Below are 11,352 nucleotides of genomic sequence, written 5' to 3' on the forward strand. Positions count from 1 at the left end.
TTTGTACAGGTCGGAATCATATCAAATGTGACGGCAGATGCCGCACGCCCCACCGGCCATCGGCTGCCCGGCCCCGCTCAGAACTGGTAATTCACCGACATGTCGAACACGCCGTTGGTCGACTGCTGCGTGATCGGGCTGCGCGCGGCGCGGCCGACGAGCTGCTCGATCGCGCCGTCGATCGTGACGAACCAGTGCTTGTTCACGAACCAGGCCATCGTCACGCCCGCGCCGAACGACTTCATCCCGGCCCCCGACGAATAGGCCGGCAGCCCGGAACGGGCGGCGGCGCCCTGACTCACGCCGAACCAGCTGTTCATGTAGCGCGAATCGGCGAACGACACGGTCGGCCCCGCGAACCAGAAGAAATGCTCGTTGCTGCCCGGCAGCGGCATGTACGCGGAGAAATCGCCGACCCAGCCGTTCGAGCCGCCGATGCTGCGCCGGATATTCGCGCGCAGCACGAGCGGAAAATCCTTCGAGATCACGTAATCGGCCGCCAGTTTCATCACCGGTGCCGCGTTGATGTTGTCGAGGCCGTTCAGGTGCTGGATATCGTCGGCCGAGCGGCGCCCGAGGTCGTACCCGACGGACAGGCTCACGCGCCAGTTCGGCCCGCGCAGCACGTTCGCGCCGAGCCCCTCGCCCGTCGACAGGAAGAACAGGTCGCGATAGCGGATATCGATCGTCGGGCCGCCCATCACCCGATAGCGGTCGGAGCCCGCATAGCGCGGCTGCAGCGTCATCGCGGCGCCCACGCTGATATCCCAGGTGGAGATGTTCGGATCGTAGAGTTTTTCGAGCGGCACACCCGCCGAGTATTGCCACTCGCCGAGCGGCGAAGGCGTCTGGGCCGACGCATCGCGGGCGCCAGCCGCGGCGAGCGCCGCGCAGGCCGACACGCCGGAAACGAACCGGCGTGCGCCGGCGGACAGCAAAGGGCGAGCAACAGTCATCAAGGTCCCCGTCGGTTGCGCGAAACGAACCTGAAGTAAAGCGCATTGTGCCTCTTCGGCTGCAGCGGCTGGCAGCCTGCGGCGCGAACGTAGCGTGCGCTGAATTAACGGACATCCTACGCGACGCGCGCGCAGACGCAAAGCGCCCGCTGCGCGCGGGCACTTTGCCGTGCGCAACGACCGTCCTTTGAAGCGTGGTGGAATCAGAATCGCTCGACGTGATAGTCACCGGCCAGCGCGGCCGGGCTGCGCGTCGACATCATCCGCGAGAAGCCGTCGGCGAGCCGGCCGAGCGCGAGCTGTTTCTGGCTCGCGTCCCAATGCGTATAGGTGTCGTACGCGGCATCGTCGAACGAAACCGTGACGGCAACCGGGTGGCCGCTGGCGCGGAAACCGATCTGCAGCACGCCGCCCGGCAGTTCCTCGATGTGATAGCGCAACGAGCGCGATTCGAAATAGCGGCCCAGCACCTGAGCGATCGCGCGCTTGTCTGGCGATTGCACGTGAATGTCCATGAGGGTCCTCCTTTTTTCAGTGTTCGCGCGGACGGTGGTGATGCCCTCCTCCCGGCATCCGCATCGGCGGCGGGTGCGACGGCGGGTCACCCTGAGGCAACCCGTCAGGCACGGGCGGATCGACGGGATCGTCATGCCCGGGCGTCGGGTCCGGGTCGACGTCGGGTGTCGTCGGTTCGGGGCGGTGCAGCGTGAATGGCGTATTCATGTCTCTCCTGCGCGACGGTGCGCGCATCTCGATGGCGCCGTCATCGCGTGCAAGCGGCGTACCCGCTCCTGCGCTGCCCGAGTGCCCGCGCCGGCCGGACGCGGCCGTGCGCTCAATCGTCGTACGCCGCCATCACCAGCCACATCGAGCGGCCCTCCGCGGTCAGCCGTACCGCGAGCGCGAACCGGTCGGACGGCGCGCATTCCGCGACGAGCACCCGCTGCGCGCGCTCGGGGCCGTCATAGACGACGTCGTTCAGTTCGCGCACCTCGTCCTTGCCGTCGAACATGCGCCGCTCGGGCCGATAGATCCGCGACTCGCGCTTCCACGTGTCGAAACGCTCGCGCACGTGAGATAAATCGCCGCCGCATACGTTCGCGTCGTAACGTATCCTTTCCCTGGAAGCACTCATCACGAGGTCCTCTCGTCCACGCCGACGGCGCGCGTGGCTGCGCCGCGCCCCGTGCGGTTTCGCCGACGCGCAAGCGTCGTGCCGTCGGCCCTGCGCAGGCATGGCGCTTGCGCCCGTATCCATGACCAAGGAGGTTCGACCATGACCGTTCACGCCCCCGGCCGCCACCACGCCGTGTCACCGGCTGCCGGACTGCTCTGGCTCGCCACGTCACGCCCGCCGTCCGAAGACAAGACGGAGGAACGCATCGACGAGGGACTCGAGGAGACGTTTCCGGCCAGCGACCCGCCCGCCGTTGGCGGCGCGACCCGTATCGATCCTGCCAAGCCGTCCGGCGAGCACGAACGTCGCTCGCCGCACGTCCCTTCCCCGCCCCCCGATCACGGCTGACGGCGGCAACCGGCTCGCGCTGCGCGGCGGCGCAGCGGCATGCCGGAGCAATTCGGAGTTGATCTGATGAAACGCCTTGAACGCAGATGGCATGAAATCAGCGGCGCCGCCGGCGTCGCAGCGCTGGCGGCGATCGAAAGCGCGGTCGTGCTCGCGATCGTTGCGATGACGGGCATCGGACACTGACGTCCTGCCCCGCCCGTTCGCGGCTGCTGCCGTGGAAGATGTACAAGCGGGCTGGCAAATTTCTCCGTCGCCTGGCCGCCCGGGGCCTGTTCACGCGAGTAACGGGCTTGCGCTGGCCCGGCGTGTGCGGCCCGCACGCGGCACGCTATCTGCTCCCGGATCGTCCTGCTCACGAAGGAGGCGTTCATGTATCGCGTCACCGAGATCATGTCGCGCGACGTGGTGTGCGTCGCGCCGACCGACACGATTCGCCACGCGGCCGAACTGATGCGGCGCTTCGATATCGGTGTGCTGCCCGTTTGCGACGGCCCCGAACTCGTCGCGATCGTGACCGACCGCGACCTCGCGGTGCGCGGACTGTCGCACGGCCATTCTTCCGATACGCCCGTGCAGGCGGTCGCGTCGAGGCCCGTGCAATGGTGCGTCGAGGACGACGGTGTCGGCGACGTCCAGCAGCGGATGGCCGACGTGCAGTTGCATCGGCTGCCGGTGCTCGACCGCAACCGGCGGCTGGTCGGCATCGTGTCGCTCGGCGACATCGCGACGCGCGCGGGCGGCCCCGAGCGCGACGAGCTGGCCAATACGCTCGAGGACGTGTCGCTGCCGCGCCGGCGCTGACCGGCGCCCGTTCATGTCTCGCGGCCCGCCCGGGCGCCGCTTCGACCAGGAGGTATTCGATGACAGCGGACACTCCGTCGCGCGACGACACGCGCATCGTCGGCAGCAACCGCCGCACGGCCGGCCGCGGGCCGGGGCCCGACGTGATGGCTGCCCGCACGCTCGAAGGCGATTGCGTCCTGACGATGGACGGCGACGACATCGGCCAGGTCACCGACATCATGCTCGACGTGCGCTCCGGCCGGATCGCGTATGCGGTCGTGTCGTCGGGCAGCCTGCCCGGGATCGGCGACAAGCTGCTCGCGGTGCCGTGGAACGTCCTCGTGCTCGACGTCGAGCGCCAATGCTTCGTGCTGCCGGTCGCCACCGAACGCGTGCGCGAAGCCCCCGGCTTCGACAGGAACCGCTGGCCGGCCATGGCCGATCCGGAGTGGGCCGAGGCGCTGCATGCGTACTACGGCAGTTCGCCGTACTGGCTGATCGAGGAAGGTGAAACGGCGCTCGACTCACCGCCGTACGAGGCGTCGCCGGGCGGCCCCGAAGCGTCTGACGCCCCTGAAAGCCCTGAAAGTGGCAAGCGGTAGCGCGATCGCCGCTCAGTGCGCGGCCGCCACCGTCTGCGCAAGTTGCCGGGCGGCGGCCAGGTGTGCGTTCAGCGTCGGCAACGCGTTGGCCGCGAACGCGCGCAGTTGCGGATCGCGGCCGTTCCGCGCCTCGGCTTCGTAGAGCCGGATCGCCGCTTCATGCGCGCGCGGGCCCGCCAGCGCGACATAGGCCGTGTCGAACGCATGGCCCTCTTTGGTTCGCAACGCGGTCACGGCCGGATCGACGAGCATCCGCGACTGCACCGGTACGCCCTTGGCCGCGCCAAGCTGCCGCAATTCGCCGGCGATCCGTCCGTGATCGTCGACCATCCGGCGCGCGAACGCCTTCACGGCCGGGTTCGACGAACGGTCGAGCGCGAGCTGGCTGGCCTGCCGCTCCACCTTGCCGATCATGCCGGCCTTGTCGACAAATTCGACGTCGATACCGGTCGGCCGCTGCGTCATGCCGGCCTCGTCGGCCGTCGTGCCGGGGCGGATGACGCCCGGCGCGACCTGCGCCGACGAAGCCGGTACCGCCTGGGCATGCGCGAACGCAGCGGTCGATGTACCGACGATCGCGGCCAGCACGATCGCCGCCGGCCGGTGGATTCGATTCGTTTTCATCCGGACCTCCGTGTGTCGGGACGGAACGGGCCGGCCGCGCGGGTTGCCGTTGCGTACCTCGCGCCGCCTTGCCTCGTCGATGACCGGGCAAGTGGCCACGCCGGCTGCTACCGGCCGCGCTCTTTCCGATCGTGCGCGGCGTCCGGCGCGACGTCGGCGATCACGCTCGCGAGCGTCGGCATGTCCACCGGCTTGCGCAGATACGCGTCGAAGCCGGCCGCCATCACACGGTGCCGGTCGGCGTTGCCGGCGTGGGCCGTGACCGCGACGACGGGCAGATGCCCGCTGCTGCCCGGCAAATGGCGGATGCGGTCGAGCAGCCAGAAGCCATCACCGTCCGGCATCGCGAGATCCGACAGCACGACGTTCGGCGCCTGCCGTTCCACCACGTCGAGCGCGTCGTGCCCCGATTGCGCGGTCGACACCTGCGCGCCCATCGTTTCGAGTGCCGCGGCGAGGCTCGCGCGCGAGGTTGCATCATCGTCGACGACGAGCACGCGCTGGCCGTCGAGCGTCGCTGTCTCCGGCGCGCCCGCCGCGTGCAGCAGGCTTTCGGCCGGATCGTCGACGTCCCAGCCGGCCGGCAGCGTGACCGTGACGGTCGTCCCGCGCCCGGGGCCGGCGCTCGTCGCGACGACGTCGCCGCCATGCAGCTGGGCGATGTTGTGCACGATCGACAGGCCGAGCCCGAGGCCGCGCTTCGGCGACGCGAATGCGCGTTCGGGCCGGCTGAACGTCTCGAACAGGTGCGGCAGGTATTCCGGCGCAATGCCCTGCCCGGTATCGGCGACCGACAGCCGCACGCGCTCGCCTGCCCGGGCCAGCGACACGACGATGCGGCCGCCCGGCGGCGTGAACTTGATCGCATTCGACAACAGGTTCGACAGGACCTGGCGCACGCGCTCGCGGTCCGCCGGAATCACGCAGGTGGGCATCGCGTAGTGGGTCGACAGCTCGAGCCCGCTCGCCTGTGCCGTCGCGTCGAGTTCGCGGGTGGCATCGCGCACGACCCGCACGAGATCGACCGGCACGCGCTCGAGGCGCATCCGGCCGGTCGCGAGCGACGACGCGTCGAGCAGGTCGGCCACCATGTGCGACAGCGACCGCGCGCTGCGATCGATCGCGTCGACCGCCTGTTGCGCGAGCCCCTGACCGTCGACGTTGCGCAGCACCTCGACCCAGCCGTAGATCACGTTCAGCGGCGTACGCAGTTCGTGCGACACCGTGGCCAGCAGTTCGTCCTTCAGCCGGTTCGACGTGTCCGCCTGTGCACGCGCGTCGCGGGCGCCGCGCAGTGAACGCAGGTTGCGCCGCTCGCCGCGACGGCGTTCGTGCGCATCGCGCAGCGTCATCGACAGGCCCGTGCAGTTGCCCTGCGCATCGACCATCGGCGCGGCGGCGAAGGTCGCACGAAAACGGCCGCCGTCGCGTCGCACGCACAATACGTCGAGCGGACCGACCGACGCGTGCAGGTTCGCGAACGACGCGGGCAACGGATGGTGCCGCAACCAGCGCGGCGCGATCATCGCAGCGACGTCGCGCCCGGCGGCCTGCGCCGCGTCGATGCCGAAGATCCTCCGCGCGGCCGGATTCCAGCTCGTGATCCGGCGGGCGGCATCGACACCGACGATCGCGTCGGGCGAAGCGTCGACCACGCGGCGCAGCAGGCTGTCGTCAGGCACGGGCTCGCGATGCGGCTCGCGGGCATCGGCATCGGCGTCACCGTCGTCATCGGGCTCGCGCAGGCGATCGTTCGCAAGCAGCGGCTTCACGGCCATCACGAGCACGCACTCGACGAAACTGATCGCGACGAATGCGCCCGCCTGCGCGAGCAGCGTCGCCAGCGGCGCATCGCGCCACCACAGCGTGCCGATCACGGCCACGCTCACGGCGGCCGCAGCCAGGCCACCGCCGAACGACGTCAGCCATGCGGCTGCCGCCACGCCTGCATAAAAAGGCAGCGGCGCAAATGGCGCGTGCTCGCCGACGACGCGAACCGCCCACGCCTGCAGCGCGGACGCCAGCCCGACGGCCAGCACGATCCATGCACCCTGCCGTAACAGCTCTCGGGTCAGGGTCCTCATTGCATCCTTGCCTCGCGCCGGCTCCGGTCGCACGGCGTCACGCCGCTGGTCGACCAACCGGCCTGCCGTCGAGCGTGCCGGGCGAGCCCGGTGGTATCAGCAAGTGGCATGCCCGACGCGGGCCGCGGATGGCCGGATGGTGGGCCGTGCCGGCTGCCTGGCCGAGTGGCAGCCCTGCGGGCCGGGCTACAGCGGACGGTTGGACACAGGCGGATGGGTGGGCCGCATCGGTGCACGATGGTCACAACCGGCTTTTTCATCCGAATGATGTAAAAAAGCGCCGATACGACCCTGGACCGCACGGAAATGCCGCAATTCATGTCAGGAATCGATGGTCTGTTCCTTCCGTCCCCGCTGCGCACATTGGAAATTTCTATTTTGCGGCACCTTCGCGGCCATTTCGCTGTCGATGAAAATATTGCAATCAACGGAACGCGTGGTGCCGATTTTCAAAACGGCCCCGCCAATGCCGATCCATGCCAATGGGAGAAACCGCAAACAGGTCGAAGCAACGTGCAGACGGCCGCCGGTTGTCCGGCCGGTCCACCGCGATGCGCACGCTGCTCGGCCGCATCGAAAAGATCGCACCGACCCGCACCAGCGTGATGATTGCCGGCGAAAGCGGGGTCGGTAAGGATATCGTCGCGCGCCGGCTGCACGATCTCAGCGCCCAGAGCGATGGCCCGTTCGTCCCCGTGAACTGCGGCGCGATTCCACCCGATATCGCGGAATCGCAATTGTTCGGGCACGAGAAAGGCAGTTTCACCGGCGCGATCGCGCAACGGGAAGGCATCTTCGAAGCCGCGCGCGGTGGCACGCTGCTGCTCGACGAGATCGCGGAGATGCCCGCGCCGCTGCAGGTGAAACTGCTGCGGGCGATCGAGTCGAATGTGATCGTGCGGGTGGGCGGCACCGAGCCGATTCCGCTCGACGTGCGCATCGTGTCGGCCACGCGCCACAACCCGGCCGAAGCCGTGCGCGACGGCCGGTTGCGCGAGGACCTGTTCTACCGGCTCGCCGCGTTTGCGCTGTACGTCCCGCCGCTGCGCCAGCGCGACAGCGACATCGAGACGATCGCACTGGAATACGTCGACGCGCTCAACGCGCGGCACCACGCGCACAAGCGACTGACCGACGCGGCGATCGCCGCGCTGCGCGCATATTCGTGGCCCGGCAACGTCCGCGAGCTGCACAACACGATCGAGCGCGCGTACATCCTGGCGGACGAAGGCATCGACGTCACGTTGCCGAAGCCGGCGATGCCGCCCGAGCGCCTGTCGGAGAACACGATGGCGCTGCCGCTCGGCGCGACCTTGCACCATGCGCAGCAGCGCTTCATCGCCGCGACGCTGCACCACTTCGACGGCAACAAGCCGCGCGCCGCGAAAGCGCTCGGGATCAGCCTGAAAACGCTGTACAACCGGCTCGCGCTGATGCGCGACAACGGCCGCTCCTGAGCGGCGCGGCCGTCTTTGCCGCAAGCCGCGTCAAGCGACCTTGAACCGCCCGACCGTGGTCGCCAGCGCATTCGCCTGCGACTGCAGCGCCGTTGCGGCGGCGGTCGACTGTTCGACGAGCGCCGCGTTCTGCTGCACCATTTCGTCGAGCTGCGTGACCGCGCGATTCACTTCCTGGATGCCGCGCGTCTGCTCGTTCGCTGCGTGCGTGATCTCGGAGATGATCGTCGTCACGTTCGACACGTTGGACACGATCTCGCGCATCGTGTCGCCCGCCTGACGCACCTGCCCGGACCCGGCCGACACGCTCGCGACCGTCGATTCGACCAGCACCTTCACTTCGCGTGCGGCCTGCGCGCTGCGTTGCGCGAGGCTGCGCACTTCCTGCGCGACGACCGCGAAGCCGCGACCCTGCTCGCCCGCGCGCGCCGCTTCGACCGCCGCGTTCAGCGCAAGGATGTTGGTCTGGAACGCGATCCCGTCGATCACGCCGATGATGTCGCCGATCCGGCCCGATGCTTCCTCGATCTTCTCCATCGTCGCGACGACGTCCGACACGACCACGCCGCCGTGCGACGCGATCCGCGACGCGGCTGCCGCGCGTTCGTCCGCCTGGCCGGCGGCTGCCGCCGACTGGCCGACGGTCGCGGTGATCTCCTCCATCGATGCGGCCGTTTCCTCGAGGCTTGCCGCCGCCGATTCCGTGCGCGACGACAGATCCTGGTTGCCTGCCGCGATCTCGTTCGCGGCCGTGCGTACCGATTCGCTTGCATCGCGGATCTGGCGCATCACGTCGTTCAGCTTGTCGACGAAGCTGTTGAACGAGCGGGCGATGTCGGCCACCTCGTCACGGCCGTCGGCCGGCAGGCGCTGCGTCAGGTCGCCGGCGCCCGAGCCGATCGCGGCCATCGCCTGGCGCACTTGCGACAGGCGGCGGAACGCGGTCGCGGTGATCGCGCCGATGATCAGCGACGCCACCCCGACGATCACGAGCAGCGTGATCAGCGAAGCGGTCAGCAGCGAGCGCATCCCGGCCGTCGCTTCGTTCTTGTCGAGCAACACCAGCGCGTACCAGTCCGTGCCCGGCACCGGGCGCGCACGCACCAGCTTCGCGTCGCCGCCGACCGTCACCTCGACGGGCGCGGTCGCGGCCGCAATCGTGGCGCCGTTCGTCGCGCCGAGTTCGGGCGACACGTCGGCGACCGGCTTCAGCGTGAGCTTCGCGTCCGGGTGCGCGACGACGTGGCCGTTGCTGTCGATCAACATCCCGAAGCTCGCGGGCGTGGGGTGGATCGTCTTCACGTTCGCGATCACGGTGTCCATCGAGACGTCCGCTGCAACGACGCCCTTCAGCGCGCCGTCACGCAGGATCGGCACCGCGAACGTGACGACGAGGTTGCCCGTGCCGGCGTCGACGTACGGCGGCGTGACGACCGGCTTGCCGGCCTGCGCGGCCTGCTTGTACCACGGGCGGCCGGTGGGATCGTAGTCGGGCGGAATGCCGGTCGGGTCGGAGAAGTGGAACACCTTGTCGGCGTAGCCCGCGTAGACGTTCGTGAAACCGCCGGCCGTGGCCATCTGCTTGAACACCGGCAGCGGATCGGGCGTCAGCGCGGCATCCTGCAGCGACGCGATCATCCGGCTCCGGGTGGCGACCCAGTCGGCGATCCCGACCACGTGGCCGCTGGCGACGGAGGTCAGGTTGCGGTCGATCGCATCGTCGTTGTACGAGTGCGCGATGAAGTAGTTGATGAGCGTGGTGGCGACGAGCGCGAATACGACGATGGCAACGCACGCGGCAAGGATGCGGGCCCGGATGGACGAGAACATGGCAACGACTCGGTAAGGGAGCGCGAACGCCCGGTGGACGAATTCACCGGGTAAACGGCAATCGCGCCGCTTACTTGAGGCCGCTGTGACAATTCAGTGAAACGTATGACAAAACGCAATGCCGGTTGTCAGCGAATCGTCAGGAGGGTTGCACCGGTAGGCGATACGCGCGCACGCCCGCCGCTGGACGCGGCGACGGTGCCGGCGATCTCGGGCACTGCAATCAAAAGGGCGCTGGAACAGGCCGGTTCGCTGTCGACGGAGGCATGAAGGTCGATCAGGATCCGGCCCTGGCCCGGTGATGGATGGTGTCAGGCGCCACGACATCAGCCGCGGCGCCTGCCCGTCACAGGCGATGGCTCGGACGTGGATCCGCGTCGGCGGACGGTGCATCGGCCCGCGTGTCGTGGTCGAAATCGCCCTGCTGGCGCATCCGTTCGCGCAGGTGCCGGATCGCGAATACGTGGATGTAGTCATGCACCCGTGCGTCGGACGACAGTACGCGCACTTCGTCGTCGAGCATCTCACGCAACTGATCCGAACCGATCGCGCGCTGTTTGGCGGCTTCCTTGAGTGAATCGAGCAAATTGTCCTTGGACATCGACGGACTCCTGACGGTCGAGGAACGAAAAGAAGTAGGTACCGGAAGCTTAAAGACTGAACGGCAGCGCGGCGTGCGATGCGCCGGCGCGTGTTTGCGCGCGATCAACGACACGTTGCGTGCCGCTGTGCCGGTCCGTCCCCGAACCGGCCGCGCAAGATTCGCGGCGCAAACTGCCCGCGAACGAGACTGGAAGCCCTGCCACGCCACCCCGGGGCGCGACACCGACTGACTGGCAAACGATGGACGCTGCTCGACGCCGATGCAGTGGCGAAGTTAGACCGGCCGAAATCATGCGTCAAGCGACGTCCGTCACGCGCTGCCCATTCGTCGGAACGAACGGGCCGGATCGGCGCCGGGACGGCCGATCGGCCGCCCTGCGTGTCAGCGGATTCCGATAGGCGCCGCGCATTACCTGACAGCGACTTCAGCGCGCGCTGCTTGGCAGCGCACGGGCGCGCCACGATACTGGTGACATGGACGAAACGTTCATACGGGTCATCGCTCAGCCGGCCGTCGAGCCGGCATGCGGGGCCTGGCGCAGGAGACCAACCATGACACATCGCAACTTACCGGGCCGGGACGGCCAGCGGCGCGCGTCGGGCAACGCGCGCGCCCTGCCCACCCAGGCCGGGTCGTCCGGCAACCTTCCGTCCGACGATATCGACACCTTGCTTGCGCTCGCACGCGAAGCCGGATTGCTTGTCACGCTCGACGGGCAGATCGGCCGCGAAAAGTACCAGAGCGTCGCGGGCTCGGTTCTCGCGTTGCAACGGTTCGCCGCGGCGCTCTGCGCGCGGGCCGCACCCGACGCGCCGGCCGTTGCCGAGCCACGTCGCAAGGCACGCCCCGGCTGGCCGCACACGAACCGCCTGCGCAACCGCACG

The 11,352-nt window shown here is 68.8% G+C and carries 13 protein-coding genes and 1 pseudogene; 6 read left to right on the plus strand and 8 right to left on the minus strand.

Annotated elements, in window-relative coordinates; translation table 11 throughout:
- Nucleotides 1-77: 77 nt before the first annotated feature.
- The 4 genes from G3O00_RS21415 to G3O00_RS21430 all read right to left on the minus strand — a co-directional run bounded on the left by G3O00_RS21415 (nt 78) and on the right by G3O00_RS21430 (nt 2,091).
- On the minus strand, nt 78-956 hold the full coding sequence (locus tag G3O00_RS21415; RefSeq protein WP_206144240.1) for a MipA/OmpV family protein: 879 nt from the start codon (nt 954-956) through the stop codon (nt 78-80).
- A gap of 203 nt (nt 957-1,159) precedes the next feature.
- Nucleotides 1,160-1,471 carry a hypothetical protein gene (locus G3O00_RS21420; protein ID WP_011355236.1) on the minus strand — a complete coding sequence of 104 codons (312 nt, stop codon included), beginning with the start codon at nt 1,469-1,471 and terminating at the stop codon, nt 1,160-1,162.
- 16 nt (nt 1,472-1,487) lie between these two features.
- The gene (locus G3O00_RS21425; RefSeq protein WP_157687320.1) at nt 1,488-1,679 is read right to left on the minus strand and encodes a hypothetical protein; all 192 of its coding nucleotides are present in this window, start codon (nt 1,677-1,679) and stop codon (nt 1,488-1,490) included.
- A gap of 112 nt (nt 1,680-1,791) precedes the next feature.
- Nucleotides 1,792-2,091, minus strand: a complete 300-nt coding sequence (locus G3O00_RS21430) for a hypothetical protein (protein WP_206144241.1) — start codon at nt 2,089-2,091, stop codon at nt 1,792-1,794.
- A 141-nt stretch (nt 2,092-2,232) separates the two neighbouring features.
- Here G3O00_RS21430 and G3O00_RS21435 point away from each other — a divergent pair, with 141 nt between their 5' ends.
- From G3O00_RS21435 to G3O00_RS21450, 4 genes are all read left to right on the plus strand, one after another.
- Nucleotides 2,233-2,481 (plus strand): hypothetical protein, encoded by a 249-nt coding sequence (locus G3O00_RS21435; protein WP_011355239.1) that lies wholly within the window; start codon nt 2,233-2,235, stop codon nt 2,479-2,481.
- Nucleotides 2,482-2,520: 39 nt separating this feature from the next.
- Complete coding sequence (locus tag G3O00_RS21440; protein WP_206144249.1) at nt 2,521-2,667, plus strand: hypothetical protein; 147 nt, start codon at nt 2,521-2,523, stop codon at nt 2,665-2,667.
- Between the two features lie 186 nt (nt 2,668-2,853).
- The gene (locus G3O00_RS21445; protein WP_085037630.1) at nt 2,854-3,285 is read left to right on the plus strand and encodes a CBS domain-containing protein; all 432 of its coding nucleotides are present in this window, start codon (nt 2,854-2,856) and stop codon (nt 3,283-3,285) included.
- A 59-nt stretch (nt 3,286-3,344) separates the two neighbouring features.
- Nucleotides 3,345-3,869 (plus strand): PRC-barrel domain-containing protein, encoded by a 525-nt coding sequence (locus G3O00_RS21450; protein WP_206144242.1) that lies wholly within the window; start codon nt 3,345-3,347, stop codon nt 3,867-3,869.
- 12 nt (nt 3,870-3,881) lie between these two features.
- On the opposite strand, the gene G3O00_RS21455 is transcribed toward G3O00_RS21450, so the two are convergent.
- Both G3O00_RS21455 and G3O00_RS21460 read right to left on the minus strand, forming a co-directional pair.
- Complete coding sequence (locus G3O00_RS21455; RefSeq protein WP_206144243.1) at nt 3,882-4,493, minus strand: DUF4142 domain-containing protein; 612 nt, start codon at nt 4,491-4,493, stop codon at nt 3,882-3,884.
- A gap of 107 nt (nt 4,494-4,600) precedes the next feature.
- Entirely contained in the window at nt 4,601-6,577 is a 1,977-nt protein-coding gene (locus G3O00_RS21460; protein ID WP_206144244.1) for an ATP-binding protein, read from the minus strand.
- Between the two features lie 409 nt (nt 6,578-6,986).
- Between G3O00_RS21460 and G3O00_RS21465 the strand changes: the two are divergent.
- Nucleotides 6,987-8,034 (plus strand): annotated as a pseudogene (locus G3O00_RS21465) (sigma-54 dependent transcriptional regulator).
- 30 nt (nt 8,035-8,064) lie between these two features.
- On the opposite strand, the gene G3O00_RS21470 reads toward G3O00_RS21465, so the two are convergent.
- Together G3O00_RS21470 and G3O00_RS21475 are read right to left on the minus strand one after the other, a co-directional pair.
- A complete protein-coding gene (locus G3O00_RS21470; protein ID WP_206144246.1) occupies nt 8,065-9,864 on the minus strand; it encodes a methyl-accepting chemotaxis protein in 1,800 nt (599 codons plus the stop codon).
- 346 nt (nt 9,865-10,210) lie between these two features.
- Nucleotides 10,211-10,465 carry a DUF3562 domain-containing protein gene (locus tag G3O00_RS21475; protein WP_206144247.1) on the minus strand — a complete coding sequence of 85 codons (255 nt, stop codon included), beginning with the start codon at nt 10,463-10,465 and terminating at the stop codon, nt 10,211-10,213.
- A gap of 554 nt (nt 10,466-11,019) precedes the next feature.
- Between G3O00_RS21475 and G3O00_RS21480 the strand changes: the two genes are divergently transcribed.
- Nucleotides 11,020-11,352, plus strand: a 333-nt coding sequence (locus G3O00_RS21480; protein WP_206144248.1) for a hypothetical protein, incomplete at its 3' end; no start/stop codon positions are given.

Origin of the sequence: Burkholderia sp. Ac-20384 (genome assembly GCF_017104605.1) — a bacterium.
Lineage (GTDB): Bacteria > Pseudomonadota > Gammaproteobacteria > Burkholderiales > Burkholderiaceae > Burkholderia > Burkholderia lata.

What these genes read in the sequence shown, in the direction of transcription:
- G3O00_RS21440 (WP_206144249.1), top strand. Translation starts at nt 2,521, where the DNA reads ATGCCGGAGCAATTCGGAGTTGATCTGATGAAACGCCTTGAACGCAGA.
- G3O00_RS21430 (WP_206144241.1), bottom strand. Translation starts at nt 2,091, where the DNA reads ATGAGTGCTTCCAGGGAAAGGATACGTTACGACGCGAACGTATGCGGC.
- G3O00_RS21420 (WP_011355236.1), bottom strand. Translation starts at nt 1,471, where the DNA reads ATGGACATTCACGTGCAATCGCCAGACAAGCGCGCGATCGCTCAGGTG.
- G3O00_RS21470 (WP_206144246.1), bottom strand. Translation starts at nt 9,864, where the DNA reads ATGTTCTCGTCCATCCGGGCCCGCATCCTTGCCGCGTGCGTTGCCATC.
- G3O00_RS21445 (WP_085037630.1), top strand. Translation starts at nt 2,854, where the DNA reads ATGTATCGCGTCACCGAGATCATGTCGCGCGACGTGGTGTGCGTCGCG.
- G3O00_RS21435 (WP_011355239.1), top strand. Translation starts at nt 2,233, where the DNA reads ATGACCGTTCACGCCCCCGGCCGCCACCACGCCGTGTCACCGGCTGCC.
- G3O00_RS21475 (WP_206144247.1), bottom strand. Translation starts at nt 10,465, where the DNA reads ATGTCCAAGGACAATTTGCTCGATTCACTCAAGGAAGCCGCCAAACAG.
- G3O00_RS21415 (WP_206144240.1), bottom strand. Translation starts at nt 956, where the DNA reads ATGACTGTTGCTCGCCCTTTGCTGTCCGCCGGCGCACGCCGGTTCGTT.
- G3O00_RS21460 (WP_206144244.1), bottom strand. Translation starts at nt 6,577, where the DNA reads ATGAGGACCCTGACCCGAGAGCTGTTACGGCAGGGTGCATGGATCGTG.
- G3O00_RS21425 (WP_157687320.1), bottom strand. Translation starts at nt 1,679, where the DNA reads ATGAATACGCCATTCACGCTGCACCGCCCCGAACCGACGACACCCGAC.
- G3O00_RS21455 (WP_206144243.1), bottom strand. Translation starts at nt 4,493, where the DNA reads ATGAAAACGAATCGAATCCACCGGCCGGCGGCGATCGTGCTGGCCGCG.
- G3O00_RS21450 (WP_206144242.1), top strand. Translation starts at nt 3,345, where the DNA reads ATGACAGCGGACACTCCGTCGCGCGACGACACGCGCATCGTCGGCAGC.